The following is a 25,031-nucleotide window of genomic DNA, read 5'->3' on the forward strand; positions in this document are numbered from 1 at the left end:
CGACCGCGAGGGCGAGGCGATCTCCTGGCACCTGGCGCAGCTTCTCGGGCTGGATCCCGAGGCGCGCTGCCGCATCGCCTTCCACGAGATCACCCGCGAGACCGTGCGCGCCTCCATCCGTGAGGCGCGTTCGGTCGACCGCAACCTGGTCGACGCCCAGCAGGCCCGCCGCGTCCTCGACCGGCTGGTGGGCTACCGCCTCAGCCCGCTCCTCTGGCACAAGGTGCGCCGCGGCCTGAGCGCCGGGCGGGTCCAGTCGGTGGCCGTGCGCATCCTCTGCGATCGCGAGGAGGAGATCGAGGCCTTCGTCCCCGAGGAGTACTGGAGCCTGACGGCGCGCCTGCGCACGCCGCGCGGCGAGGAGTTCGAGGCGGAGTACCGCGGCCGGGGCGAGGGCAGGGAGACGCTCCGGGACGAGGAGGAGGTCCGCCGCCTGATGGAGGAGCTGGAGGGGCTGCCGGTCCGGGTGGCCTCGCTGGCCCGCCGCCAGAGGCGCCGGCAACCGGCTCCCCCGTTCATCACCAGCACGCTCCAGCAGGAGGCCTCGCGGAAGCTGGGCTTCAGCCCGAGCCGTACCATGCGCGTCGCGCAGCAGCTGTACGAAGGTATCGCCGTCCGGGGAGAGGGCGAGGTGGGTCTGATCACATACATGCGCACGGACTCCACCCGCACCGCCCAGGAGGCGCGCGAGGCGGCGCGCCGCTGGATCGTGGAGCGCTGGGGCGAGCCCTTCTCCACGCCGCGGCAGCGCTCGGCAGCGGCCGGGGCGCAGGACGCCCACGAGGCGATCCGCCCGACCTCGGTGGAGCGGACGCCGGAGCGGCTGAAGGAGGACTTGTCGCGCGACCAGTACCGGCTCTACCGCCTGATCTGGGAGCGCTTCCTGGCGAGCCAGATGTCGCCGGCCGTCTACGACACGCTGACGGCCGAGATCGAGATGGGAGAGCACCGCTTCCGCGCGACCGGCTCGACGCTCCTCTTCCCCGGTTTCACCGTCCTCTACCAGGAGGGCCGGGACGAGGAGGGCGAAGGGGTGCGGGGCGAGGCGGGGGAGGAGGGGGAGCGGCCGCTTCCTCCGCTGGAGGAGGGCATGGCGCTGGAGCTGGCCGGACTGCTCCCCGAGCAGCACTGGACGCAGCCGCCGGCGCGCTATACCGACGCCAGCCTCATCCGCGCGCTGGAGGAGCGGGGCATCGGCCGGCCCAGCACGTACGCGCCCATCGTCGAGACCATCGTCCAGCGCGGCTACGTCAGCCGCGAGCGGCGGACGCTGGTGCCCACCGAGCTGGGGCGCACCGTCACCCGCCTGCTGAAGGAACACTTCCCGGAGATCGTCGACGTCGACTTCACCGCGCGCATGGAGAGCCAGCTGGATCGCGTGGAGGCGGGCGAGCTGGCCTGGCGCGACGTGGTGGCCGAGTTCTACGGCCCCTTCGACCAGGCGGTCCGGCGCGCCGAGGCGGAGGTGGAGCGGGTCGAGCTGCCCAGCGAGCCGACGGACGAGACGTGCGACCTCTGCGGCCGCCCCATGGTGGTCAAGCACGGCCGCTTCGGGCCCTTCCTGGCCTGCACCGGCTACCCGGAGTGCAAGCGTACACGACCCCTCCTGGAGAAGGTGGGGGTCGCCTGCCCCGAGTGCGGCGGGGAGCTGGTCGTGCGGCGAAGCCGCAAGGGCCGCCGCTTCTACGGTTGCGCCAACTATCCGCAGTGCACCTTCGTCAGCTGGGAACGCCCGGTGGAGGGCCGCTGCCCCAACTGCGGCGGCTGGCTGGTGGAGCGGCGCACCCGGAACGGGGTCGGCATCCAGTGCGGCCGCAAATGCGGCTACGTCCAGCCGGCGGAGGAGGCGGCACTGCCCCGGGGCGGCCGCGCCTGACCGCGCGTCGCCGCCGTGCGGGAGGGGCGTCAAGGCGTCCCCCCGCGGTTCGATTCCCCGGCAGGGATCCGCAGGGAGCGGATCGGCGGGGAGGGGGCCGGCTCGATGAGCGGGAGCCCGGGCGGAACGGAGCGACTGGGCGAGGCGCTGGAGGATTTCCGCGGCTTCCTGGAGGCCGAGCGCGGCTACTCGCCGCACACCGTGCGCGCCTACACGGGCGACGTGCTGCAGTGCCTGGGCGCGCTGGGCCTGGAGCCGGACGAGCCGGTGGAGCGGCTGGCGGAGGTGGAGAGCGGCCGGCTGCGCGCCTTCCTCGGCACGCTCAGTCTGGGCGAGGGCTACGCGCGCCGCTCGGTCGCGAGGAAGCTGGCCGCCCTGCGCAGCTTCTTCCGCTACGGGCGGCGGCGCGGTTGGCTGGAGGTCGATCCCACGGACCTCCTGGAGGCGCCCAAGCTGGAGCACCCGCTGCCGCGCCTGGTGAGCGTGGAGCAGGTCTTCCGCCTCATCAGCCTGCCGGATGAGACGGCCGCCGGCCTGCGCGACCGGGCGTTGCTCGAGACGCTCTACGCCACCGGCGCGCGTGTCTCGGAGCTGGTCCGGCTGGACATGACGCGGATCGACCTGGGAAGGCAGGAGCTCTTTCTCTTCGGCAAGGGCGCCAAGGAGCGACGCGTGCCGCTGGGGCGCGAGGCGGTCCGCAGCCTGGCGCGATACCTGGCCGAGGGACGGCCGCTCCTGGCGGCGCGGGCCCGCCGCGAGAGCCCTGACGCGCGCGAGGCGCTCTGGCTCAACCAGCGGGGCGGTCGCCTGACGGCACGCGGAGTCCGCCACATCCTCGACCAGTACGTGGAGCGACTGGCCGATCTGGAGCATCTCAGCCCGCACACGCTGCGCCATGCCTTCGCCACCCATCTGCTGGACGGAGGAGCGGACATCCGCGTGGTCCAGGAGTTGCTCGGCCACGCCCGCGTCTCGACGACGCAGATCTACACGCACGTCTCGCGCCTCCACCTCCGCGAGGTGTACAATCGAGCGCACCCGAGGGCGTAGGCCGGCCTGCCGGTCCGCCGGGAGGGATGCGCATGCTCCGCGCCACCACCGTGGTGGCCGTCCGCCGCGACGGGCGGTTGGCCATGGGTTCGGACGGCCAGGTCACCCAGGAGTCGATCATCCTCAAGCACGGGGCGCAGAAGGTGCGGCGCCTGGGCGGCGGCCGTGTGCTGGCCGGCTTCGCCGGCTCGGTCGCCGACGCGCTGACGCTCTTCGAGAAGTTCGAGGGCCACCTGCAGCAGAGCGGTGGTCGGCTGGGTAGGGCGGCGGTCGAGCTGGCCAAGGAGTGGCGGACGGACCGCGTGCTCCGCCGCCTGGAGGCTCTGATGCTGGTGGGCGACGCCGAGAACCTCCTCCTGCTCTCGGGCGGCGGCGAGGTGATCGAGCCGGATGAGCCCGTGATGGCCATCGGCTCGGGCGGGCCGTACGCGCTGGCGGCCGGGCGGGCGTTGCTGCGGAACACGCCCATGACGGCGGCGGAGATCGTTCGCCAGTCGCTCCTCATCGCCTCGGAGATCTGCATCTACACGAACGACCGGATCACCGTGGAGGAGCTGGATTGACCATGCCGGCCCCCTTGCACGACCCAACGCCGCGCCAGATCGTCGAGGAGCTCGACAAGTACATCGTCGGCCAGGCGGCGGCCAAGCGGGCGGTGGCGGTCGCCCTGCGCAACCGGCTGCGGCGTCGGCGCCTTCCTCCGGCGCTGCGCGAGGAGATCCTGCCCAAGAACATCCTCATGATCGGCCCCACCGGCGTGGGCAAGACGGAGATCGCCCGGCGCCTGGCACGCCTGGTGGAGGCGCCCTTCGTCAAGGTGGAGGCGACCAAGTTCACCGAGGTGGGCTACGTCGGGCGGGACGTAGACACCATGGTACGCGACTTGGTGGAGGCGTCGCTGCGCATGGTGCGCGAGGAGCATGCGCGCCAGGTGCGGGGGCGGGCGGAGGAGGCGGCCCGCGAGCGGTTGCTCGAGGCGCTGGTCCCCGCCCCGCGTGCCCGGAGCGGTTTCCGCAACCCCCTGGAGGCGCTGATGCAGGGCTTCGGGGGAGCCCCCGAGCCGGAGCCACCGCCCGAGGAGCGCCAGGCATTGGCCGCGCGCCGGCGGGAGGTGGCGCTGCGGCTCGACGCCGGCGAGCTGGAGGGGGAGAGCGTCGAGATCGAGGTGGAGGAGAGCCGGCCCCCCCTGCTCGAGATGTTCGGCGGCCAGGGGAGCGAGAGCTTCGGCATCAACCTCCAGGACCTGTTCGGCCAAGGTTTCCCCCGCCGGACCCGGCGGCGCCGCATGAGCGTGGCCGAGGCCAGGAAGGTGCTGGTCGAGCAGGAGGTGGACCACCTCATCGACCAGGACCGCCTCCAGGCCGAGGCCATCTACCGGGCCGAGCAGAACGGGATCATCTTCATCGACGAGATCGACAAGATCGCCGAGCCGGGCCGCGGCGGCTACGGTCCGGACGTCTCGCGCGAGGGTGTCCAGCGCGACATCCTGCCCATCGTGGAGGGCACCACCGTCCTGACCAAGTACGGGCCGGTGCGGACCGACCACATCCTCTTCGTCGCCGCCGGCGCTTTCCACCTCTCCAGGCCCAGTGACCTCATCCCCGAGCTCCAGGGCCGCTTCCCCATCCGTGTGGAGCTGGAGCCCCTGACCGCGGCCGACTTCCGGCGCATCCTGGTGGAGCCGGAGAACGCGCTGACCAAGCAGTACTCCGCCCTCCTGGCCACCGAGGGCGTGGAGCTGGAGTGGACGGAGGACGGCATCGAGGAGATCGCCGAGCTGGCGCAGCGGGTCAACGAGGGGACGGAGAACATCGGCGCCCGGCGCCTCCACACCCTGTTGGAAAAGCTCCTGGAGGACCTCTCCTTCCGCGCCCCCGAGCTGGCGCCCGCCACCGTCCGCATCGACCGCGACTTCGTCCGCCGGCAGCTGGCCGACGTGGTGGCGGACACCGACCTGAGCCGCTACATCCTCTGACCGCCGGCCCTTCTGCCGGGGCTCCCCGGGGCCGCGGGCGACGCGCAGAGCGGGGGCGCGCCGCCCGCGGCCTCCTTCGTACTCCCCCTGCCAGAGATTTTTTCCACCCCTGGGAGGAGTTTGTCGAGCAGGGTCGAAAGCACCTGTCTGTCAACTGGAAGCGCATGCCCAATTGTCGACATAATGAGTTTCTCCGCCCAGGGCAAACCCGGCGAAAGCCGGGGACGCAAAGCCGTGGGCCCTCGTCGGTGACGACAGGGCGGCCGGGCTGCCGGAGAGTTCTGAACGTTCTCCGCCTCCCGGCCAGGTGCCGAGAGGCGTTTTCATTCCAGCGGCATCGGGCGGCGGAGCGAGCCCTGGGCGGGGGTGGTCGACGATGCGGGCGGGGCAGGGAGGGAGAGGCATGACGCCAGCGTCGCCGCTTCTCGACCGGCTGGAAGCCGGACTCGGATTGGCCTCGCTGCGCCAGCGGCTTTTGGCCCAGGATGCGGCCAATGCGGAGACCCCCGGCTACCGGCCGCTGGACGCGGTGGCCGTCGCCGACCGCTCGGCGCCGGGCGGCTTCCGCGCCATGCTGGTGGCTTCCGCCGCCACCATGCGCGCCGACGGCAGCGGCGTCGACCCCGACCAGACGGTGGTCGCCCTGACGGAGAACGCGCTCTGGTACCAGGCCATGGCCGGGCAGGCGGCCGCGGAGCTGGCCCGTTTCCGGACGGCGGTCAGCGAGGGGAGGCAGTAAGCCGTGAACCTCTGGCAGTCCATGAACATCAGCGCCTCGGGACTGACCGCCGAGCGCTTCCGCATCGACCTGGTGGCCTCCAACCTGGCCAACGTGGAGAGCACGGCGGCGCGGCCGGGCGGGGCGGCCTTCCAGCGCCAGCTGGCCTACTTCCAGGAGGCCTGGGGTGCCGACGGCCCCGCCGGCGTCGTGGTGGCCGGCGTCTACCGCGACCCGCGCCCGGGGCCGGTGGAGTACCAGCCCGGCAATCCGGCCGCCGACGCGCAGGGCTACGTCCAGCTTCCCAACGTCGACCCCACCAGCGAGGCCGTCGACCTGCTGGCCGCCTCGCGCGCCTACGAGATGAACGCCACCGCCTTCTCGGTCGGCCGCGACCTCTTCCGGCAGGGGCTGGCCATCGGGCAGGCCTGAGAGGGGAGAAGAAGGGTGCCCACGGGTCTCTCGCCTGTCCAGTCGCTTCCCGCCGCCCCCGCCGGTCCGGTCGGGCCGTCCGGGCCTGGCGGCCGGGCCGCCGGTGGCACGGCGTCGAGCTTCGCCCAGCAGCTGGCGCAGGCGCTGGACGGGGTCAACCAGCTCCAGCTCGAGGCGCAGCAGGCGGCCGCCTCGCTCCTCCAGGGCGGCGTGGGCGACGTCGCCCAGGTGGTCATCGCCAGCGAGAAAGCCTCGCTGGCCCTCCAGCTCGTGGCCACCGTGCGCAACGAGGCGCTGGCCGCCTATCAGGACGTGATGCGGACGCCGCTCTAGCTCCCCGGCGGAGCGGTCATCGGTGATGGCGGGGCAGACCCGCGGGATGGGGGCGGAGCCGGTCGGTATGAGCCTCTCGGTCCGGGCGCTGGGCGAGCAGCTGGGCAGCTTCTGGAACCGCCTGGAACGCGGGCCGCGCCGGCTGCTGGCGGGCGCGGCGGCGCTGGCGCTGGCGGCGGTGGTGGCGGTCGCCTTCCTCGGTCACCGCGCCCCGGCCATGGCGCCGCTCTTCTCGCACCTGAACAGCCAGGACGCGGCGGCCATCACGCAGCAGCTGCAGAGTCAGGGCGTCCCCTACCAGCTGGCCGACCAGGGCCAGACCGTCCTCGTCCCTGCCGATCAGGTCTACAAGCTCCGCCTGGACATGGCCGCCAAAGGCCTCCCCTCCTCGGGCGTGGTGGGCTTCGAGAGCATGAACAGTCTGCCGTTGGGGGCGACTTCCTTCCAGCAGCAGGTGGCCTACCTGCGCGCCCTGGAGGGCGAGCTGACGCGGACCATCCTGCAGATCCAGGGGGTGGCGGGGGCGCGGGTGCACATCAACCTGCCCCAGCCCAGCGTCTTCGTCTCGCAGCAGCAGCCGGCCAGCGCCGCGGTGATGGTGGAGATGGCGCCCGGCCAGCTCCTCGAACCCGACCAGGTGGCCGGCATCCGCCACCTGGTGGCGGCCAGCGTGCCGGACCTGAAGCCGGAGGACGTGGTCATCGTCGACCAGTACGGGCGCTCGCTGGACACCGCCAGCGGCGACCAAGCCGCGGCGGGGCCGGCGGGGTACGCCCAGCAGCGGGCCTTCGAGCAGGACCTGCAGCAGTCGGTGACCGGCCTGCTGCAGCAGGTCTTCGGCTCCACGCCTGTGGCCGTCCGGGTCAGCGCCTCGCTGGACATGAACCAGCGGACGATCCAGAACGACACCTACACGCCGCCCGCCGGCGCCGGCGGCAACGGCGGCTTGGCGCAGAGCGTCCACCAGCTGCAGGAGCAGTTCAGCGGCACGGGCCTGCCGCCCGGCGGGCTGGCCGGCTCGGCCAGCAACCTGCCGCCTGGCGCCACCGTGCCCACCTACCCGGCCGGAGGCAACGGCGGTACCAACACCTACACGCAGACCGACACCACCACCGATTATCTCGTCAATCACATCCAGGAGCAGATCAAAGTGGCGCCGGGCGCCATCCAGCGCCTCTCGGTGGCGGTGGTGGTGGGCGCCAACCTGACGCCGGCCCAGCAGCAGGCGGTACAGCGGGTGGTGGAGGCTGCGGTGGGGGCCAACGCCCAGCGCGGCGATGTGGTGACGGTGCTGGGCATGCCCTTCCGCTCGGCACGGCCGGCCGCCACGCAGCCGGCGACGGCGCCCAGACCGTCGCTGCTCCAGCCGCCCTACGTCTACGCGCTGGCGGCGGCGGCGCTCCTGCTCCTGCTGCTGGCCGTGGCGGTGGCGCTGGCCGCCCGCTCCCGCCGGCGAGCCCAGGCGCAGCTGGAGGAGATGCAGGCGTTGCTGGCGCGGCGTCAGGAGGCGCCGTCGCCGCAGCCGGCGCCCGCGGCGGCGGCGGAGCCACCGCGCGACGGCAGGGCGGTGCTGGAGCGGGCGAGGCGTCTGGCCCTGGCCGACCCCGAGACCGCCGCCAACGTGATTCGCTCCTGGCTCTCGGAGAACTAGCGAGCCGGATGCGAGAGGAAGGGTGAGCAAGGTGACGGTGCGACCGCGGCAGAAGGCGGCGATCCTCTGCCAGGCCCTGGGGCCCCAGGCCTGCCAGGCCATCTTCCGGCGGCTGACGGACGAGGAGATCGAGCAGCTGACGCTGGAGATCGCCAACCTGGGCCCCGTCCAGCCGGAGACCGAGGAGGGCGTTCTGGAGGACTTCGCCACCCTGGGCGAGGCCCAGAGCTACGTCCGCGTGGGCGGCATCAGCGCCGCCCGGCAGCTGCTGGACCAGGTGCTGGGGCCGGCCAAGACGGCCGAGATCCTGCAGCGCCTGACGGCCACGCTCCAGGTCCGCCCCTTCGACTTCATCCGCCGCGCTGACCCGGCCCAGCTGCTCAGCTTCCTGGAGGGGGAGCACCCGCAGACGGTGGCGCTGGTGATGGCCTACATGTCGCCCGAGCAGGCCGCCCAGGTGCTGGCTGCGCTGCCCCCCGAGATGCAGGTGGACGTGGTGCGGCGCATCGCCACCATGGCGCGCACCTCGCCCGACGTGGTCAAGGAGGTGGAGCGGGTCCTGGAGAGGAAGCTGGCCGCCCTCACCAGCCAGGGCTCCACCGAGATCGCCGGCGTGCAGGCGGTGGTGCAGATGCTCAACCGGGTCGACCGGGGCACGGAGCGGAGCATCGTGGAGAACCTGGGCGCCACCGACCCCGAGCTCATGGAGGAGATCCGCCAGCGCATGTTCGTCTTCGAGGACCTGGTCTTCCTCGACGACCGCTCGCTGCAGCGGGCGCTGCGCGAGATCGACCTCAACACCGACCTGCCGCTGGCCATGCGCGGCGCCAGCGACGAGGTGAAGGCCAAGATCCTGCGCAACCTCTCGCAGCGCGCCGGCCAGCTGCTGCAGGAGAACATGGAGTACCTCGGCCCCGTGCGCCTGCGCGAGGTGGAGGAGGCGCAGCAGCGGATCGTGGCCGCCGTCCGTCGCCTGGAGGATGCGGGCGAGATCGTCGTCAGCCGCGGAGGAAGGGATGAGGTCCTTGTCTAGGCTCTTGAAGAGCGCCGGCCTGGCGGGGGAGGCGGCCCCCCGCGCGCTCTGGGAGGACCTCCCCCCGGAGGGCGCCGCGGCACCCGAGCCGTCACCCGCGCCGGCGGCCAGGGCCGCAGAGGAGGCGGCCCTGGCGCGGCGGCGGGCCGAGGCTGAGGGCTATTCCGAGGGCTACCGGCGCGGACTGGAAGAGGGCAGGGCGGCGGGACGCGAGGAGGGCCGGCAGCGAGGCTACGAGGAGGGCTACCGGGCGGCGCTGGCCGACGCGGCCGAGCGGGCGGCGGCGCTGGCGGCCGAGGCCGAGGACGTGCTGGCACGGGCCGAGGAGGCGGCGGCGGCCGAGCTGGAGGCGGTGCCGGCCGCCGTGGCCGCGCTGGCCGTGGAGGTGGGCGTGCGCCTGCTGCGGAGCCGGCTCGAGACCGAGCCCGAGGCGCTGGTGGCCATGGCACGCGGCATCCTGGCCGAGGCCGGCCCGCGTGCCCGTGCACGCCTGCTCGCCAGCCGGAGCGACCGGGCGCTGCTGGAGGCGAGCCTCCAGACGCTGTCGGCCGCGCTTCCCGGGGTGGCGTTGGAGGTGGCGGAGGACGAGCGGCTCGGGCCGAGTGACCTGCGCGTGGAGACCGAGGGCGGCGACTTCGACGCCACGCTCCTGCGCCAGATCGGCGAGCTGCGCCGTCGTATCGAGGAGGCGCTCGGCGGTGGCTGAGCGGGCGCCGGCGACGCTGGACTGGGAGAGGGCGAGCGAGGCGGTGCGGACGAGCCGGCTGCTCGCCCGCCAGGGGCGCGTCAGCCAGGTGGTGGGCCTGCTGGTCGAGGCGCAGGGGCCGCTTTGCGAGGTGGGCGAGCTCTGCCGCATCGACGAGGGGAACGGGGGGGCGCTGGCCGAGGCGGTCGGCTTCCGCGAGGGCCGCACGCTGCTCATGCCGCTCGGACCCGTCCAGGGCATCCGCCCGGGCGCGCGCGTGGAGGCGCTGGGCCGGCCGCTCCAGGTGGAGCTGGGCGAGGAGATGCTGGGCCGCGTCGTCGACGCGCTGGGCCGCCCGCTGGACGGGGGCGGCGGCTGGCGCGTGGAGGAGCGGCGGCCCGTGCTGGCGCCGCCGCCGCCGCCCTTCCTGCGACGTCCCGTGGAGCGGCCGCTCTCGGTGGGCGTGCGGGCCGTGGACGGGCTGCTCACCATCGGCCAGGGGCAGCGGGTCGGCCTCTTCGCCGGCTCCGGTGTGGGCAAGAGCACCCTTCTGGGCATGATGGCGCGCGGCACCGACGCCGACGTCAACGTCATCGCGCTGGTGGGCGAGCGGGGGCGGGAGGTGGGCGACTTCCTGCGCCTCGACCTGGGCGCCGAGGGGCTGGCTCGCTCGGTGGTGGTGGTGGCCACCTCGGACCAGCCGCCGGTGGTGCGCATGAAGGCGGCCCAGACGGCCACCACGGTGGCCGAGTTCTACCGCGACCGCGGCATGAACGTGCTCCTGCTGATGGACTCGGTGACGCGCTTCGCCATGGCGGCGCGCGAGGTGGGCCTCGCCGCCGGCGAGCCGCCCGCCACCAAGGGGTACCCGCCCTCGGTCTTCGCCAGCCTGCCGCTTCTCCTGGAGCGGGCGGGGCGGACGGAGAGCGGCAGCATCACCGCCTTCTACACCGTCCTGGTCGAGGGCGACGACATGAACGAGCCCATCGCCGACGCCGTCCGCGGCATCCTGGACGGCCATATCGTCCTGAGCCGCCGGCTGGCGGCGCGCGGCCAGTACCCGGCCATCGACGTGCTGGAGAGCGTCAGCCGCCTGATGCCCCAGGTGGCCTCGCCGCGGCACCAGGCCCTGGCCCAGACCTACCGCCGACTGCTGGCCGTCTACCGCGAGGCGGAGGACCTGATCCAGGTGGGCGCCTACCGGCCCGGCTCAAGCCGCGAGATCGACGAGGCCGTGGCGCGCATCGAGGCCATGGCGGCCTTCGCCGCGCAGGAGCAGGGCAGCCGGGTGGAGATGGAGGCGACGCTGCGCCAGCTCGAGGCGCTCTTCGAAGGGGGCAGCGCGGCGTGAGCGCCTTCCGGTTCCGCCTCCAGCGCCTTCTCGACCTGCGCCGCCAGGAGCGGCGGGCGGCCGAGCTGGCGCTGGGCGCGGCCACGCGCCGCCAGCAGGAGGCGCGGGAGCGGCGCCGGCGGCTGGCGGAGACGCTGGCGGCGGCGCGCCGGCGCTGGAGCGAAGAGCGGAGCGGCATGACGGCCGCCGCCTGGCGCCAGCGCGCGGCCTGGCTGGAGGAGCTGGAACGGCTCCTGGCGGAGGCCGGGCGGAGCGAGCAGGCGGCGGCCGCCGAGGTGGAGGCGGCGCGGGCGGAGCTGGCCGGCGCGAGGAGCCGGGAGCGGAGCCTGGAGCGGCTTCACCAGCGGCGGCGGGAGGAGTGGCGGTTGGAGGAGGAGCGGGGCGACCAGCGCGAGCTGGACGAGCTGGGCAGGCTGCGCTGGCTCCGGCTCCGCCAGGAAGGGGGCGGGCGCGCGTGATGAGACCGCTTCCGGTGGCGCCGGGCGCGGAGGCGAGAGGCGCCGCGGGCGCGGAGGCGGCGGGCGCGGCCGGGCAGGCCGGTGCGCCCGCCGGGGCGGGCGGGGCGGGCAGCTTCGCCAGCCTCCTCGGCGAGGCGGCGCGGGGGCGGAGCGGGGGGCCGAAAGCCGCCCCGGTCGCGCCCGCGCCGGGGGAGAAGGAGGGGCCCTCCCGTCGTCCGGAGCCGGGCGGTGACCCGCAGGAAGCCCTCCTCACAGCGCTGGCGGCTGCGGTGGCGGCGGCCGCAGGGCAGCCGACCCCCGGCTCGGCGGAGCCGGGCGTTCCCGGCGCGGGGACGCCCGCCGGCGGCGGAACCGCGGAGGGGTTGCCGGCGGCGCCGGCCGCCGGCGGGCCGGCCGTACGGGACGAAGCGGCTGCGGCCGCGACGCCCCCGCCGGCCGTGCCTCTCCCCTCGACGCCGGCGCCCCCCGAGGGCGCGGGAGCGGGGGGGGCCGGGAGCCCTGCGACGGCGGGGCCCGGCGCCGCGGGGGAGACGGGGAGGGAAGCGACCGCCGTGCCGGGACCGGCCGGGCCCTCCGCCGCGGCGCAAGCGGGAGGGGCGGCCCCCGGCTCGCCGGCGGCGGGCGCCGCCGCCGGGGGAGCGGCGGGCGGAAGCGGGGACGGGTGGCCGCCGGCGCCGCTGGCCGGCGAGGCGGCCGCGGCCGGGCAGAGGACGGGTGACGCCGGCGGGCCGGCGCCGAGGGGCGGGCCTGGCGGACCTCCCCGGGACGGGGGGCGCCCGGCGCTCCCGCGCGGCGGAGCCTGTGCGCCTCCCGGCGGGGAGGGCGCGCGGCCGGCGGCGGAAGCGGGCGCGGCAGGCGGGTCGCCGGAAAGGGCGGGAAGCCCTCTCTCCGCGACGGCGGCGGGCCGCGCCCGGACGGACGGCGGCGGGCTGCCCGCTGCGCCGGCGCGACAGGACGGGCCGAAAGCGGAGGGGAGCGCCGCGGCGGGCGGAGCGCCGGCCCCGGGCGACGGTCCGGCGGTGGCGGTGGCGCCCGCGCCGGCGGGTGCGGGCGGCCAGACGGCGCCCGCGACGCCCGGCGGCGGTGTGGGGCCGGCGCCGGGGGCGAGTGGGGAAGCGAGGACGGCGGAGGCCGCCGCAGCCGCACGGGTGGCCCAGCTCCACCTGGGGGCGCGCGAGGCGGAGGTGCGCCTCCGCGGCGAGCGGGTGGGCGACGTGGCGGCTCGCTTGACGCTGGAGGGCGGCGGGCAGGTGGCCATCCGCGTGGAGACCACGCGCCTCTCGGCCCGCGAGCTGCTGGTAGAGGCGCTGCCGGCGCTCCAGCAGGGACTCAGCCGGCAGGGCGTGCCCCTGGCCGGGGTGACGGTGAGCGGCTTCGGCAGCGCGGGTACCGGCGCCGCTGGCGGAGGCGGGTCGGGGATCGCCTCCGGGGGAGCGGGGGGCGAGGCGGGCGCCGCTTCCTACGGCGGGGGCGAAGGCGGAGGCGCGTGGACGGGGGCGAGGGGTGCCCCGCCGGGTGCGGCCGGGAGCGGCTTGGCGCCACCGGAGCTGCGCCGGGCGCGGTGGCGGGGGGCGGGCGTCGACCTGCTCCTCTGAGGGGCGGGGAAGATCCGATGCCGGAAGACGGGGAGGCGAGCAGGTATGGGCGTGAGCGGCGTCAGCTCTTCGAGCGCGACGGCGGGTGGCGCCACGACGGCGACGGCGGGCAACCCGCTGGCCGGCGCGGGGCTGCAGCAGAGCTTCCTGCAGCTTCTGGTGGCGCAGCTCCAGTACCAGGACCCGCTGCAGCCCATGGACGGCACGCAGTGGGTGACCCAGCTGGCCCAGTTCAGCATGCTGAGCGAGCTGGAGCAGATCCGGCAGAAGCTCGACCAGATCGCGGCGGCCCAGCAGCTCCAGGGCGGCTCGGCCTCGACCGCGCAGGGGGGTTAGGAAGCCATGATGCGTTCCATGTATTCCGCGGTCTCGGGCCTGCGCGCCAACCAGACGGCCATGGACGTGATCGGCAACAACATCGCCAACGTCAACACGCCGGCCTTCAAGAGCTCGCGGACCGTCTTCGCGGACATGTTCTACCAGCTGCTGGCCGGCGCCGCCGGGCCGCAGGCCAACGTGGGCGGCGTCAACTCGCAGCAGGTGGGGCTGGGCGTCCGCCTGGCCAGCATCGACAAGCTGATGACGCAGGGCGCCCTCCAGTCCACCGGCGTCCCCACCGACCTGGCCATCCAGGGCGAGGGTTTCTTCGTGCTGGGCGACAACGCCAATCCGCCCAACCTGACCTACACGCGCCTGGGCGACTTCAAGCTGGACGCTCAGGGCTACCTCGTGGACGCGGCCAGCGGGAAGTACGTCCTGGGCTGGGACGGGAACACGGTGCCCAACGCGCCCACAACCGCCTATCCGACGGGAAAAATCCAGATCGTCCTCGGCCAGTCGTACTCGCCGCCCGGGGCGGGCGGGCCGTATACGTTCGTGGATTACAGCATAAGCCCCGACGGAACCGTCAACGGGATCGAGTCGGATGGAACGATCCAACCGATCGCCCGCATCGCCCTGGCCGTCTTCCCCAACCCCAGCGGCCTCGACGAACTGGGCGGCGGCCAGTATGGCGCCTCGGCGAACTCCGGAGTGACCGGGACCAACAACCCGCTCTACGAGGTCGGGGGCTCGGGCACCGCGGCCGGCACCATCAGCTCCGGCACGCTGGAGATGTCCAACGTCGACCTGGCCCAGGAGTTCACCGACATGATCACCACCCAGCGCGGCTTCGAGGCCAACGCCAAGGTGATCACCACCGCCGACCAGATGCTTCAGGTGCTCACCAACCTGAAGCAGTAGCCGGCGCCCGCGCGCCGTGACGGAGGAAAGGGAAGGACGGGCCGTGATCTGGCTCACCCGGCTCAACGGCGACGAGCTGGTCGTCAACGCCGACATGATCGAGACCGTGGAGGCGACGCCCGACACGGTCATCACCCTGGCCAACGGCCACCGCTGGATCGTGGCGGAGAGCCCCGACGAGGTGATCCGGCGGGTCGTCGCCTACCGGCGGGAGATCGCCGCCGGCCCGCGCCGCGAGGAGGTGGAGCCGTGAGCCGGCTGTCCGGCCGGGCGGGCGGCGTGGCGGCGCTGCTGCTGGCCGCGCTCCTGCTGGGCGGCTGCAACCTGCCCGGCAAGAGCTCCTCCGCCGCTTCCAAGGCGGAGCCGCCGGTGGCGGTCGACGTGGGGACGCTGACCACCAACCTCTCTGATGCCGACCCGCCCCGCTTGGTGCAGGTGGACGTGGTGCTGGAAGTAGGCGGGCAGGCGGCGGCCGACCAGCTGAAGGCGGCCGAGCCGGCCGTCCGCGACGCGGTCCTGCGCGTCCTGCGCGCCACGAGCGCGGCCCAGCTGGCCGGTGCGCAGGGCATGGACGCGGTGCGGGCGCGCATCGAGAGCGAGGTGGAGAGGGCGGTTCCCGATGTGCGGGTGCGCGACGTCTACTTCACCAGCTTCGTGGTCCAGTGAGCGGCCCGTGACGAGCGGACGGGCGGGCCGGGCGGACGGGAGGAAGCACGGGTGATCCGGACGAGCGGGCGAACGGGCGGGGTGGCGGCGGCGGGCGCCAGGGTGCGTGCCTACGACTTCCGGCGGCCGGACCGCCTCTCCAAGGACCAGCTGCGCACCCTGGCCATGATCAACGAGAACTTCGCCCGGGGGGCCACCACCCTTCTCTCCACGCGGCTGCGGGGGAACGCCCAGGCGGTCTCCGAGCTGGCGGAGCTGGTCAGCTTCGAGCAGTTCCTGGCCGGCATCGCCGAGCCCGCCATCATCGCCATCGTGCGGGCGGAGGAGTGGCAGGGCGAGGCGGTGATGAGCCTGGACCCGCAGGTGGCCTTCGCGCTCGTCGACCGCCTCCTGGGCGGAGCCGGCGAGGAGAGCTACCGCCTGCGAAGCATCACCGAGATCGAGCAGGCGCTCCTGCAGCGGATCTGCCGCGACCTGATCCAGGCCTGGCAGGAGGCTTGGTCGTCGGTGACGCCGCTCCATGCGGCGCTGGTCTCGCTGGAGTCCAACCCGCTCCTCGCCCAGGTGGCGCCGCCCGGCGACATGGCCGTCCAGCTGCTGGTCAGCCTGCGCCTGGGCCGGCTGCAGGGCTACCTGCGCATCGGCCTGCCCTACACCACCATCGCCCCGCTGATGCCCGCCCTCTCCGCCGAGCGCTGGCTGACACGCGAGGCGGAGGGTGCCGGCCAGCGCCAGCAGGAGATGCAGGCCGCGCTGCGCCGCGTGCCGCTGCGGGTGACGGCGGTGCTGGGCCATGCGCGCCTGCGACTTCGCGACTTCGTCCAGCTGGAGGTGGGGGACGTGATCCTCCTGGACCAGCGCGTCGCCGCCCCCATCCGGGTGACGGTGCAGGGACGGCCCAAGTTCGCGGCGCGCCCCGGCCGGGTGGGCCACCACCTGGCGGTCGAGATCGTGGCGCGCCTGCCCGAGGAAGGTGAGAGCGCATGAGCGACCCGCTGCTGAGCCAGGAGGAGATCGACGCGCTCCGGCGCAGCCTGGAGCGCGAAGAGGCGGCGCCCCGCCTCGCCCCCGAGGCGGCCGAGGCGCTGGCCGACCTCTTCGCCCGTTCGCTGGAGGAGGCGCTGCGCCGCACCGCCCCCTCCCTCCTGGACGCCGGCTCGCAGGTGGACGGCGAGGAGGCGCCGCCCAACCAGGCGGCCGCCGCGGCCGCAGGCCGGCGGGCCGCCGTCTCGGGCGGCGGGCTGGCACGCTGGGAGGCGGTGCTCTGGCTCGGCCAGGGGCTCGAGCCGGGCCAGGCGCTCCTGGACGCCTGGTGCGGCCAGCTGGCGGAGGCGCTGGAGGGCCTCCTCGCCGGCAGCGTGGAGGTGATTCCGGGCGAGGCCTGGTCGCCGGGCGGGCTGCTCCCCGCCGAGCCGGCGGGCTTTCTCTTCCGCTGGCAGGGCGGCGGGGCCGCGCGCGAGGCGGGCCTGGTGGCGCCGCGGGGGGCCCTGGAGGCGCTGGTGGAGGCGGCCGCGCGCGGCCGGGGAACGGCCGCCGCCACGGTGGCCGCGGGCGGCGCGCCCTCGGGCGGAGCGGAGGCGGCGGGGGGCGTGCCAACGCCCTCCGCGCAGGCGCCGTCCCCCGCGGCGGGCGGCGCTTCCTCCGCCGCCGCACCGGCTGCCGGGCGCTCCAGCCCCCACGTCTGGCAGGCGCTGGACGCGCCCGGGACGGGGCCGAGCCCGGCCGGGCTGGAGCTGCTCTACGACGTGCCCCTGGAGATCACGGTGGAGCTGGGCCGGGCCAGCCGCTCGGTACGCGAGGTCCTGGCCCTGGGCACGGGCTCGGTGGTGGAGCTGGACCGGGCCGCGGGCGAACCCGTCGACATCCTGGTCAACGGCAAGCTGGTGGCCCACGGTGAGGTGGTCGTCATCGACGACAACTTCGGCATCCGGGTGACGGACATCCTCAGTCCGGCCGACCGGCTCCGCCAGCTGGGCTAGGGGGGTGGCGGCGCTGGGCGAGGTGCTGCGCGTCCTGGCGGGGCTGCTCGCCTTCCTGGCGGTCGTCGCCCTGGCCTACTTCGCCAGCCTGGGCGTCGGCCGGCTGGGGGCGGGCGCCGGCGGTCCGTTGCGGATCGTCGGCCAGCTGCCGCTGGGGCCGCGCCGGGGGCTGGCACTGGTGCGCATGGGGGACGAGCTGCTCCTGCTGGGCGTCACCGACCGCCAGGTGACGCTGCTGGAGCGGGTGGACGAGCCGGAGCGGGTGGCGCGGCTGGACCCGCCGGGCGGGGGCGGCGGCCAGCGCTTCGCCGAGCTTCTGGGGCGGCGCCTGGCGGGGAAGAGGGAGGAGCCGTGATCCCGACGCTGCAGGTGAGCGTGGGCGGCGCGCAGGGGCCGCAGCAAGTGGCGACCACGCTCCAGATCCTGGGCTGGCTGACACTCCTGGCGCTGGCGCCGGCGGCGCTGGTGATGACCACCTCCTTCACGCGCATCGTGGTAGTCCTCTCCTTCGTGCGCAACGCGCTGGCCACCGGGCAGACGCCGCCCAACCAGGTGCTGGTGGGACTGGCGCTCTTTCTGACCATCTTTACCATGGCGCCGGTCTACGACCAGATCTACCGGCAGGCCTGGCAGCCGTACCAGGCGGGGCAGATCAGCCAGCAGACGGCGCTGAACCGGGCGGAGGCGCCGTTGCGGACCTTCATGTTAAAGGAGACGAGGACCTCGGACCTGGAGCTCTTCGTCTCGCTGGACGGCTCCGCGCCGCGGCCTGCAAGCCCGCAGCAGGCCTCGCTGCGCGACCTGATCCCGGCCTTCGTCATCTCCGAGCTGAAGAGCGCCTTTGAGATGGGCTTCGTCCTCTACCTGCCCTTCCTGGTCATCGACCTGGTGGTGGCCTCGACGCTGATGTCCATGGGCATGTTCATGCTGCCGCCCATGCTGATCTCGCTTCCGTTTAAAATCCTGCTCTTCGTGCTGGTGGACGGCTGGCACCTGCTGGCCCAGTCGCTGGTGGCGAGCTACCGCTAGGAGGTGCGCCGGTGACGGTGGCGTCGGTCCTGGAACTCTTCCGGCAGGCGGTCTGGCTCCTCTTGACGGTGGCGGCGCCGCTCCTGGGGATCAGCCTGGCGGTCGGCTTCCTGGTCAGTCTCTTCCAGGCCACCACCCAGATCAACGAGCAGACGCTCACCTTCGTGCCCAAGATGGTGGCCGTCCTGCTGGCGCTGCTCCTGCTGGGACCGTGGATGCTCCAGCAGCTGGTCGACTTCACCTCCGGCATCCTGGGGCACCTGGGCTCCTTCGTAGGGTGAGGCGCCCGGAGGGGTGGAAGGGGTGGCACTCGCGTGGCCGTGGACGTTCTTCTTCGACCCGGGGCGGCTGGCGCTCTTCGGGCTGGTGCTGGCCAGGGTGACGGGGATGCTGCTGGTGGCCCCCTTCTTCGGCCACGCCGCCGTCGGCTGGCGCGTCCGCGCCGGCCTGGCGGTGGCCCTGGCGCTCCTTCTCTCCTTCCCGCTCCGGCCGCCGGCGGCGACGCTCTGGAGCTCGGGCGCGGCCTACGTGGGCTCGCTCCTGGGCGAGCTGGCGGTGGGGACGACCATCGGGCTGCTGGCGCTGGTGGTCCTCAGCTCTGTCCAGCTGCTGGGGGAGCTGCTGGGCATCCAGATGGAGTTCTCGCTGGCCCAGCTGCTCGACCCGGCCTTCGGGCAGCCGGTACCGCTGGTGGGGACGCTGCTCTGGTCGCTCCTGCTCCTGCTCTGGCTCCTGGCCGACGGCCACCATGCGCTCCTGGCGGCGCTGGCGGAGAGCTTCCGCCGGATCCCCCCCGGCCTCTTCCGCTGGACGCCCGCCTGGAGCGAGCTGGTGCTCCAGACGCTAGCCTGGTCCTTCGAGACGGCGCTGGCGCTGGCCGCCCCGCTGCTGGCCGCGCTGCTCCTGGTCAACGCGGCCTTCGGGCTGGTGGCACGGGCGGCGCCGCAGGTGAACGTGCTCCTCGCCCAGCTGCCGGCCCTGGCGCTGGTCGGCATCCTGCTCCTGGCGGCGCTGGTTCCCGCCTTTCCCCTGGTGGTCCAGGCGGTGGCGCCCCGGGTGGAGGAGGTGCTGGCGGCCTGGCTCTCCCTCCGCTGACCCGGGGCCGGTGGCGCTTCGACCTGCAGCTCTTCGCCGCCGACGAGGAGGCGGGCGAGCGGAGCGAGCCGCCCACGCCGCGGCGCCGGGAGCGCGCGCGCCGCGAGGGAGAGTTCGCGAGGAGCGCCGAGCTGACCGGCGCGCTCCTCCTCTTGGCCGGCACGCTGCTCCTCCTGCTGGCGGGCGGCGCGGCCCAAGAGCGGATGCTCCGCTTCCTGACGGAGGCCTGGGGGGGCTGGCTCGCCCGCGGGCCGCGGACGGGCGAGTTGGGGGCGGGCGAGGCGGCGGCGCTCCTGGCGCGGGCCCTGGGGGTGGGTGCCTCGGCGGCGGCGCCCTTCCTCCTGGCGACCGTGGCGCTCAGCCTCGCCTCCGGTTTCGCGCAGAGCCGCTTCACCTTCACCGGTGCGGGGCTGGTGCCGCGCGTCGCGCGCCTCAACCCGCTGGCGGGGCTGCGCCGCCTCTTCTCCGGCCAGGGACTGGTGGAGCTGGCCAAGGCGCTGCTCAAGCTGGGCGTCATCGTCGGAGTCGCCTGGGGCACCGTGCGGACGGCGGTAGAAGCGGCCCCGGGCCTGCTCGGGGCGCCGCTTTCCGGGGTGGTCGGCTGGATCGAGGGGCAGGTGGCACGTCTCTTTCTCGAAGTGGGGCTGGCCTGGCTCGCGCTGGCGGGCGGTGACTACGCCTATCAGCTCTGGGCCACCGAGCGCCGCCTGCGCATGACGCCTCACGAGCTGCAGCGCGAGCTGCGCGAGACCGAGGGCAACCCCGAGGTCCGCCGCCGCATCCGCCGGCTCCAGTCGCAGCTGGCGGCGGCGCGGATGATCGAGGCGGTGAGACGGGCGCGGGTGGTGGTGGTCAACCCGACCCACGTGGCCGTGGCGCTGGCCTACGAGCCCGAGCGGATGGAGGCGCCGCAGGTGGTGGCGCGCGGCGCCGACGAGGTGGCGCTCCGCATCCGCGAGGAAGCCTGGCGCCGGAGCGTCCCCATCGTGGAGGACCCGCCCCTGGCGCGGGCGCTCTACGCCTCCACGCGCGTCGGCCAGACCATCCCGGCCGCGCTCTACAAGGCCGTGGCCGAGGTGATGGCCTGGGTCTGGCAACTGGAAGAGGGAGGGCGGCTGGCATGGCGCAGACGTTGAGGCGGCTGGTGGGCCAGAGCGACCTCCTCCTGGCCGCGGGCGTGGTGGCGGTGGTGGCCATGCTGGTCATTCCCGTCCCGCCCGGCCTGCTCAGCGTGCTGCTGGCGGCCAACCTGGCCATCTCGCTGCTGGTGCTCCTGGTCGGCATGTACGACACGCAGCCGCTGGAGTTCTCGGCCTTCCCCTCGCTGCTTCTCCTGACCACGCTCTTCCGTCTGGCGCTCAACGTCAGCTCGACGCGCCTCATCCTCCTCTACGGCGACGCGGGCGCGGTCATCCAGGCCTTCGGCCAGTTCGTCGCCGGGGGCAACCCGCTGGTCGGCTTCATCGTCTTTCTGATCCTGGTCATCATCCAGTTCCTGGTCATCACCCGCGGCGCCGAGCGCGTGGCCGAGGTGGCCGCGCGCTTCACCCTGGACGCCATGCCGGGCAAGCAGATGGCCATCGACGCCGACCTCAACTCCGGCCTCATCGACCAGAAGGAAGCCCGCCGCCGCCGCCAGCAGATCCAGCGCGAGGCGGACTTCTACGGCGCCATGGACGGCGCCAGCAAGTTCGTCCGCGGCGACGCCATCGCCGGCCTGGTCATCCTGGCCATCAACATCGTCGGCGGGCTGGCCATGGGGATGCTCGTCCGCCACCTGGCCTGGGCCGACGCCCTGCGCCAGTACACCATCCTGACCATCGGCGACGGCCTGGCCAGCCAGCTGCCGGCGCTGCTCATCTCCACCGCCACGGGCATCGTCGTCACCCGTGCGGCCGGCGAGTCGGACCTCGGCCACGACGTGCTGCGCCAGGTGGCGGCCCAGCCCAGGGCGCTCTGGGTGGCGGCGGGGACGCTGGCCGTGCTCGGTCTGGTACCGGGCCTGCCGGCCGCACCCTTCCTGGCCCTGGCCGCGGTCACCGGCGGCGTCGCCTACCTGCAGGCGCGGCAGGCGAGGCTCCGTCCCGGCGAGGGGGAGGCGGCACCGGTGCAGGCGACGCTGGGGGTGACGCCGGAGGAGGCCGCCCGCCTCCTGCCGGTCGACCCGCTGGAGGTGGAACTGGGCTACGGTCTGCTGCCGCTGGGCGCCGAGGAGGGCGGCCAGCTGATGGACCGGATCGCGCTGCTGCGGCGGCAGATCGCGCTGGAGCTGGGGCTGGTGCTGCCGCTGGTGCGCGTCCGCGACAACTTGAGCCTGGAGCCCAACCGCTACCGGATCCTCCTGAAGGGCGAGGTGGTGGGCGAGGCGGAGCTGCGCCTGGACCGGCTCCTGGCCATCCCCCAGGGGACCGAGGTGGCGGGGGTGGAGGGCGAGCCGACGCGCGACCCCGCCTTCAACCTGCCGGCCCTCTGGATCCGGCCGGAGCAGCGCGCCCTGGCCGAGGCCTCGGGCTACACGGTGGTGGAGGCGGCCGCCGTCCTGGCGACGCACCTGACGGAAGTGGTGCGCGCCCACGCCTGGGAGCTCCTCACCCGCCAGGAGACGCGCCGCCTGCTGGACACGCTCCATCAGAGCGCGGCCGCCCTGGTGGAGGAGAGCGTGCCGGCTCTCCTCACCCTGGGCGAGGTGCAGCGGGTGCTGCAGAACCTGCTGCGCGAGGGCGTGCCCATCCGCGACCTGGGCACCGTCCTGGAGGCCCTGGCCGACCAGGCGGCCGCCTCCAAGGCGTTGGACGAGCTGACCGAGGCGGCGCGCCAGGCGCTGGGCCGGAGCATCACCCAGCGGCTCGTGGGGCCGGACGGGCGCCTGCGCGTCATCACCCTGGAACCGGCGGCGGAGCGCCAGTTGGCCGAGTCCATCCGCGGCCAGGGCAACGCCCGCACCCTGGTGCTGGAACCGGAGCTGGCGGGCCGGCTGATCCGCGGGCTGGAGGCGGAGGTGGCCCGCGTCCTGGAGCAGGGCGTCCAGCCCGTCCTCCTCTGCGCCCCCGGCCTCCGCTTCCACCTGCGTCGCCTTCTGGAGCGGAGTCTGCCGCGCCTGCCGGTCCTCTCCTACAACGAGGTGAGCGACGGGGTGCCCGTCGACGTGCTGGGGACGGTGAGACTGGCATGAGCGCGCCGCTCCGCATCCGCCGCTTCCGGGCGGCCGACGTGCGCGCCCTCCTGGCGCAGGTGCGTCAGGAAGCGGGCGCCGACGCCCTCCTCCTCGACCTGCGCCGCGAGCCCCCGCGCTGGTGGGAGCGGCTGACCGGGAGGCGCGGTCCGGTGGTGGCGACGGTGGCCCTTCCTCCGCCCGCTGGAGAGGGGGAAGAGCCGGCGGACGGAGCCGGGGCGGCCGGCCCGGCCGGGAGGACCGCCCCGCAGGCCACGGCGCCCGGCGGCTGGGAGGAACTCCGCCTCCGCCTCGAGAGGCGCGGGCTCCTGCCCGACCTGGCCGCCCGGCTGGCCGAACCGGCCCCGGAGCCCGGGGCGAGCCCACGCGAGGCGGTGCGCCAGCGGCTCCTCGAGCTGCTGGGCCGGGCGCGGCCCGTGGAGGCGGGGCGCGAACGCCGTCTGGTGCTGGTGGGGCCGACGGGCGCGGGCAAGACCACCACCGTGGCCAAGCTGGCGGGGCAGATGGCGCTCTACCGCGGCCTGGAGGTGGGCATCGTCACCCTGGACGCCTTCCGGGCGGGCGCCTTCGAGCAGGTGGACGCCTACGCCCGCGCTGCGGGCCTCCCTTGCCTGCCCGCGGAAGAGCCGGGCGAGCTCCGCTCCGCCCTGGAGCGGCTTTCGGGCGTCGATCTGGTCCTCATCGACACCACTGGCCGCAGCCCCTCCGACCGCCGTTCCCTTCGCCGCCTGGCCCAGCTGGTGGAAGAGGCGCGGGCGGACGCGGTCCTGCTGACGCTCAGCGCCACCACCCGCCACGAGGACCTTCTCTACGCGCTGGAGGCCTACCGGGGGATCGGCGCCGACCGCCTGCTCTTCACCAAGGTGGACGAGACGCGCGCTCCGGGCGAGCTGGTCAACGCGGTGGCGGCGAGCGGGCTGGCGGTCAGCTACGTCGCGGCCGGACAGCGCGTCCCCGACGACCTGGCCGTCTTCTCGCCCGGGGCATTGGCCGACGAGCTGCTGGGGGTGGAGCCGTGAACGAGCAGGTTTCGGCCCTGGCCGCGCTGGCCCGGGAGGTGAGGGCCCGCCTGCGGCTGGGGGCGCGGAGGCCGCCGGGAGCACGACGGGTGCGCAGCCTCGCCGTGGTCAGCGGCAAGGGCGGCGTGGGCAAGTCGACGCTGGCGGTCAACTTGGCGCTGGCGCTGGCGGCGGCCGGCGAGCGGGCGCTCCTGGTCGACCTGGATCTGGGCCTGGGCGGCGCCATGGCCGTGGCGGGGGGGCGCGGGCGCTACCACCTGGGCGATGTCCTCGCCGGCCGGGCCGAGATCGAGGAGGCCTTCTGGGAGCCGGAGCGCGGGGTCCGCCTCCTCTCCGGTGGCCCCGGCGAGGAGCTTTTGGCCTCCCTGGGCGCCGCCGAGGTGGGGCGCCTGGTGACCGCCCTGGCCCGCCTGGGCGCCCCGGGCGAGACGCTCCTCGTCGACAACGGCGCCGGCCTCGGCCAACTGGTGCGGGCGGTCCTGGCCTGGGCGCCGGAGGTGCTGCTGGTGGTGACGCCGGATCCGGCCTCGGTCACCGACGGGTACGCCGTGCTCAAGGCGACGGCCCGGCTCAACCCCGAGGCCCGGCTCTGGCTGGCGGTCAACCAGGCGCTCTCCCCGAGTGAGGCGATGCGCGTGCGCGACGCCCTCGTCTCGGTGGCCGCGGGACACCTGGGGCTCAGGCCCCGCTTCCTGGGCTGGGTGCCGGAGGATCCCGAGCTGGCCGGCAGCGTCCGCCTCGGGCGGCCGCTCCTCCGCCTCAACCCCGCCGCGCCGGCGGCGCGGGCGGTCTCCTCGCTGGCGCGCCGCTGGCTGGAGGAGGAGGAAGCCCGGTGAGCGTCTCGCGCTATCCGCGGCTGGGCGACCGGGTCGAGCTGGCCGTCCGGGAGGCGGACCTGGCCGGAGGCGACCCGGACTCCCAGCGCCTGCACGTCTTCCCCTCGCTGGTGCTGGGGGGCGAGGAAGAGCTGGTGGAGGTGGCCGCGCCGCTGGAGCACGGGCGCTTGCGCCTGCCAGAGCCGCAGGCGGAGGTGGAGCTGCGCTTCGGCCGCGACGGGCGCTGGTTCGCCTGCCGGGCGACGGTAGAGGCCAACCTGCTGGCGCCGCCCGAGCGGGTCCGCCTGCGGCTCGGCCCTCCGGCGCCTTACTATCGCCGGGCGGCGGTCCGCTGGCCGCTCCACCTGCCGGTCGAGGTGCTCCCGTTGCCGCCGGCCGTCCAGCAGGCGGTCCGCATGGGGCTGCCGGGCGAGCGCCTGCGGGCGATACCCAGGCCCGAGGCGGGGCCGCGCTGGCAGGGGACGACGGTCGACCTGAGCGTGGGCGGCCTCTTCTGCCGCCTCCGCCTGCGCGACCGCACCGGGGAGGGGGGCGGTGCTGCGGGGGGCGGCGGCGCCCGCCTGACGCCGGGCGAGATCTACCGGCTGCGCCTCGACCTGGGGGCCTCCGGGGAGGGAGGGCCAGCCGCCGGCGGCGAGAGGGGGCGTCGCCCGACCCCGGCCGCTCCCGAGCTGGACCTGGCCGCGCGCCTGGTGCGCGCCGCGCCGGCGCCGCGGGAGGCGGGCCTCTGGGAGGCGGCCTTCGCCTTCCTGGAGCTGGGACCCGCCGAGGAGCAGGCCATCATGCGACGCATCTTCGCCGAACAGCGGCGCTGGCGCCGCCAGGGGCTCATCTGA

At 74.7% G+C, this 25,031-nt stretch carries 28 protein-coding genes and 1 riboswitch; all 28 genes read left to right on the forward strand.

The window, feature by feature from the left end; all coding sequences use genetic code 11:
- On the forward strand, window positions 1–1,876 hold a 1,876-nt coding region (gene topA, locus K6U79_01055; GenBank protein MCL6520947.1), incomplete at its 5' end, for a type I DNA topoisomerase.
- 105 nt (window positions 1,877–1,981) lie between these two features.
- Window positions 1,982–2,926, forward strand: a complete 945-nt coding sequence (locus K6U79_01060) for a tyrosine recombinase (protein MCL6520948.1) — start codon at window positions 1,982–1,984, stop codon at window positions 2,924–2,926.
- A 32-nt stretch (window positions 2,927–2,958) separates the two neighbouring features.
- On the forward strand, window positions 2,959–3,489 hold the full coding sequence (gene hslV / locus K6U79_01065) for an ATP-dependent protease subunit HslV (GenBank protein ID MCL6520949.1): 531 nt from the start codon (window positions 2,959–2,961) through the stop codon (window positions 3,487–3,489).
- 2 nt (window positions 3,490–3,491) lie between these two features.
- The gene (hslU, locus tag K6U79_01070) at window positions 3,492–4,901 is read left to right on the forward strand and encodes an ATP-dependent protease ATPase subunit HslU (GenBank protein MCL6520950.1); all 1,410 of its coding nucleotides are present in this window, start codon (window positions 3,492–3,494) and stop codon (window positions 4,899–4,901) included.
- Window positions 4,902–5,092: 191 nt separating this feature from the next.
- A riboswitch (cyclic di-GMP riboswitch) is annotated at window positions 5,093–5,177 on the forward strand.
- 127 nt (window positions 5,178–5,304) lie between these two features.
- Complete coding sequence (locus K6U79_01075) at window positions 5,305–5,640, forward strand: hypothetical protein (GenBank protein ID MCL6520951.1); 336 nt, start codon at window positions 5,305–5,307, stop codon at window positions 5,638–5,640.
- Window positions 5,641–5,643: 3 nt separating this feature from the next.
- Window positions 5,644–6,051: a flagellar basal body rod protein FlgC gene (gene flgC / locus K6U79_01080; protein ID MCL6520952.1), complete on the forward strand. Its 408-nt coding sequence runs from the start codon at window positions 5,644–5,646 to the stop codon at window positions 6,049–6,051.
- 15 nt (window positions 6,052–6,066) lie between these two features.
- Window positions 6,067–6,384 (forward strand): flagellar hook-basal body complex protein FliE, encoded by a 318-nt coding sequence (gene fliE / locus K6U79_01085; GenBank protein MCL6520953.1) that lies wholly within the window; start codon window positions 6,067–6,069, stop codon window positions 6,382–6,384.
- 67 nt (window positions 6,385–6,451) lie between these two features.
- On the forward strand, window positions 6,452–8,035 hold the full coding sequence (gene fliF / locus K6U79_01090) for a flagellar M-ring protein FliF (protein ID MCL6520954.1): 1,584 nt from the start codon (window positions 6,452–6,454) through the stop codon (window positions 8,033–8,035).
- Window positions 8,036–8,057: 22 nt separating this feature from the next.
- The gene (gene fliG / locus K6U79_01095; protein ID MCL6520955.1) at window positions 8,058–9,068 is read left to right on the forward strand and encodes a flagellar motor switch protein FliG; all 1,011 of its coding nucleotides are present in this window, start codon (window positions 8,058–8,060) and stop codon (window positions 9,066–9,068) included.
- Window positions 9,061–9,774: a hypothetical protein gene (locus K6U79_01100; protein ID MCL6520956.1), complete on the forward strand. Its 714-nt coding sequence runs from the start codon at window positions 9,061–9,063 to the stop codon at window positions 9,772–9,774. The genes fliG and K6U79_01100 overlap by 8 nt, the downstream gene beginning before the upstream one ends.
- A complete protein-coding gene (locus tag K6U79_01105; protein ID MCL6520957.1) occupies window positions 9,767–11,104 on the forward strand; it encodes a FliI/YscN family ATPase in 1,338 nt (445 codons plus the stop codon). The genes K6U79_01100 and K6U79_01105 overlap by 8 nt, the downstream gene beginning before the upstream one ends.
- Window positions 11,101–11,562, forward strand: a complete 462-nt coding sequence (gene fliJ, locus K6U79_01110; GenBank protein MCL6520958.1) for a flagellar export protein FliJ — start codon at window positions 11,101–11,103, stop codon at window positions 11,560–11,562. The genes K6U79_01105 and fliJ overlap by 4 nt, the downstream gene beginning before the upstream one ends.
- A 1,019-nt stretch (window positions 11,563–12,581) precedes the next feature.
- Window positions 12,582–13,157, forward strand: coding sequence for a flagellar hook-length control protein FliK (locus tag K6U79_01115; protein ID MCL6520959.1), 576 nt, complete (start codon window positions 12,582–12,584; stop codon window positions 13,155–13,157).
- A 45-nt stretch (window positions 13,158–13,202) separates the two neighbouring features.
- Complete coding sequence (locus K6U79_01120) at window positions 13,203–13,493, forward strand: hypothetical protein (GenBank protein ID MCL6520960.1); 291 nt, start codon at window positions 13,203–13,205, stop codon at window positions 13,491–13,493.
- Window positions 13,494–13,499: 6 nt separating this feature from the next.
- The gene (locus K6U79_01125; GenBank protein ID MCL6520961.1) at window positions 13,500–14,399 is read left to right on the forward strand and encodes a flagellar hook-basal body complex protein; all 900 of its coding nucleotides are present in this window, start codon (window positions 13,500–13,502) and stop codon (window positions 14,397–14,399) included.
- Between the two features lie 43 nt (window positions 14,400–14,442).
- A complete protein-coding gene (locus K6U79_01130) occupies window positions 14,443–14,652 on the forward strand; it encodes a flagellar FlbD family protein (GenBank protein ID MCL6520962.1) in 210 nt (69 codons plus the stop codon).
- Window positions 14,649–15,065, forward strand: coding sequence for a flagellar basal body-associated FliL family protein (locus K6U79_01135; GenBank protein MCL6520963.1), 417 nt, complete (start codon window positions 14,649–14,651; stop codon window positions 15,063–15,065). Before K6U79_01130 ends, K6U79_01135 begins: the two co-directional genes overlap by 4 nt.
- A 51-nt stretch (window positions 15,066–15,116) precedes the next feature.
- A complete protein-coding gene (gene fliM / locus K6U79_01140) occupies window positions 15,117–16,052 on the forward strand; it encodes a flagellar motor switch protein FliM (GenBank protein ID MCL6520964.1) in 936 nt (311 codons plus the stop codon).
- 479 nt (window positions 16,053–16,531) lie between these two features.
- Window positions 16,532–17,044: a flagellar motor switch protein FliN gene (fliN, locus tag K6U79_01145; GenBank protein MCL6520965.1), complete on the forward strand. Its 513-nt coding sequence runs from the start codon at window positions 16,532–16,534 to the stop codon at window positions 17,042–17,044.
- Between the two features lie 4 nt (window positions 17,045–17,048).
- Window positions 17,049–17,399, forward strand: coding sequence for a flagellar biosynthetic protein FliO (gene fliO / locus K6U79_01150; GenBank protein MCL6520966.1), 351 nt, complete (start codon window positions 17,049–17,051; stop codon window positions 17,397–17,399).
- Window positions 17,396–18,073, forward strand: coding sequence for a flagellar type III secretion system pore protein FliP (gene fliP / locus K6U79_01155; GenBank protein MCL6520967.1), 678 nt, complete (start codon window positions 17,396–17,398; stop codon window positions 18,071–18,073). The genes fliO and fliP overlap by 4 nt, the downstream gene beginning before the upstream one ends.
- An 11-nt stretch (window positions 18,074–18,084) precedes the next feature.
- Window positions 18,085–18,354: a flagellar biosynthesis protein FliQ gene (gene fliQ, locus K6U79_01160; protein ID MCL6520968.1), complete on the forward strand. Its 270-nt coding sequence runs from the start codon at window positions 18,085–18,087 to the stop codon at window positions 18,352–18,354.
- 22 nt (window positions 18,355–18,376) lie between these two features.
- A complete protein-coding gene (locus K6U79_01165) occupies window positions 18,377–19,168 on the forward strand; it encodes a flagellar biosynthetic protein FliR (protein MCL6520969.1) in 792 nt (263 codons plus the stop codon).
- Window positions 19,150–20,304, forward strand: coding sequence for an EscU/YscU/HrcU family type III secretion system export apparatus switch protein (locus K6U79_01170; protein MCL6520970.1), 1,155 nt, complete (start codon window positions 19,150–19,152; stop codon window positions 20,302–20,304). The genes K6U79_01165 and K6U79_01170 overlap by 19 nt, the downstream gene beginning before the upstream one ends.
- A complete protein-coding gene (gene flhA / locus K6U79_01175) occupies window positions 20,289–22,340 on the forward strand; it encodes a flagellar biosynthesis protein FlhA (protein MCL6520971.1) in 2,052 nt (683 codons plus the stop codon). Before K6U79_01170 ends, flhA begins: the two co-directional genes overlap by 16 nt.
- Window positions 22,337–23,359, forward strand: a complete 1,023-nt coding sequence (locus K6U79_01180; protein MCL6520972.1) for a hypothetical protein — start codon at window positions 22,337–22,339, stop codon at window positions 23,357–23,359. Before flhA ends, K6U79_01180 begins: the two co-directional genes overlap by 4 nt.
- On the forward strand, window positions 23,356–24,195 hold the full coding sequence (locus K6U79_01185) for a P-loop NTPase (GenBank protein ID MCL6520973.1): 840 nt from the start codon (window positions 23,356–23,358) through the stop codon (window positions 24,193–24,195). Before K6U79_01180 ends, K6U79_01185 begins: the two co-directional genes overlap by 4 nt.
- A complete protein-coding gene (locus tag K6U79_01190) occupies window positions 24,192–25,031 on the forward strand; it encodes a PilZ domain-containing protein (GenBank protein MCL6520974.1) in 840 nt (279 codons plus the stop codon). The genes K6U79_01185 and K6U79_01190 overlap by 4 nt, the downstream gene beginning before the upstream one ends.

The sequence above is a fragment of the Bacillota bacterium genome, assembly GCA_023511835.1.
Lineage (GTDB): Bacteria > Bacillota > Sulfobacillia > JAIMAT01 > JAIMAT01 > JAIMAT01.

Bases quoted from the DNA above. Each gene is read 5' to 3' on its own strand.
- hslU (MCL6520950.1), top strand. From the start codon at position 3,492: ATGCCGGCCCCCTTGCACGACCCAACGCCGCGCCAGATCGTCGAGGAG.
- K6U79_01075 (MCL6520951.1), top strand. From the start codon at position 5,305: ATGACGCCAGCGTCGCCGCTTCTCGACCGGCTGGAAGCCGGACTCGGA.
- hslV (MCL6520949.1), top strand. From the start codon at position 2,959: ATGCTCCGCGCCACCACCGTGGTGGCCGTCCGCCGCGACGGGCGGTTG.
- K6U79_01120 (MCL6520960.1), top strand. From the start codon at position 13,203: ATGGGCGTGAGCGGCGTCAGCTCTTCGAGCGCGACGGCGGGTGGCGCC.
- K6U79_01125 (MCL6520961.1), top strand. From the start codon at position 13,500: ATGATGCGTTCCATGTATTCCGCGGTCTCGGGCCTGCGCGCCAACCAG.
- K6U79_01060 (MCL6520948.1), top strand. From the start codon at position 1,982: ATGAGCGGGAGCCCGGGCGGAACGGAGCGACTGGGCGAGGCGCTGGAG.
- flhA (MCL6520971.1), top strand. From the start codon at position 20,289: ATGGCGCAGACGTTGAGGCGGCTGGTGGGCCAGAGCGACCTCCTCCTG.
- fliF (MCL6520954.1), top strand. From the start codon at position 6,452: ATGAGCCTCTCGGTCCGGGCGCTGGGCGAGCAGCTGGGCAGCTTCTGG.
- K6U79_01180 (MCL6520972.1), top strand. From the start codon at position 22,337: ATGAGCGCGCCGCTCCGCATCCGCCGCTTCCGGGCGGCCGACGTGCGC.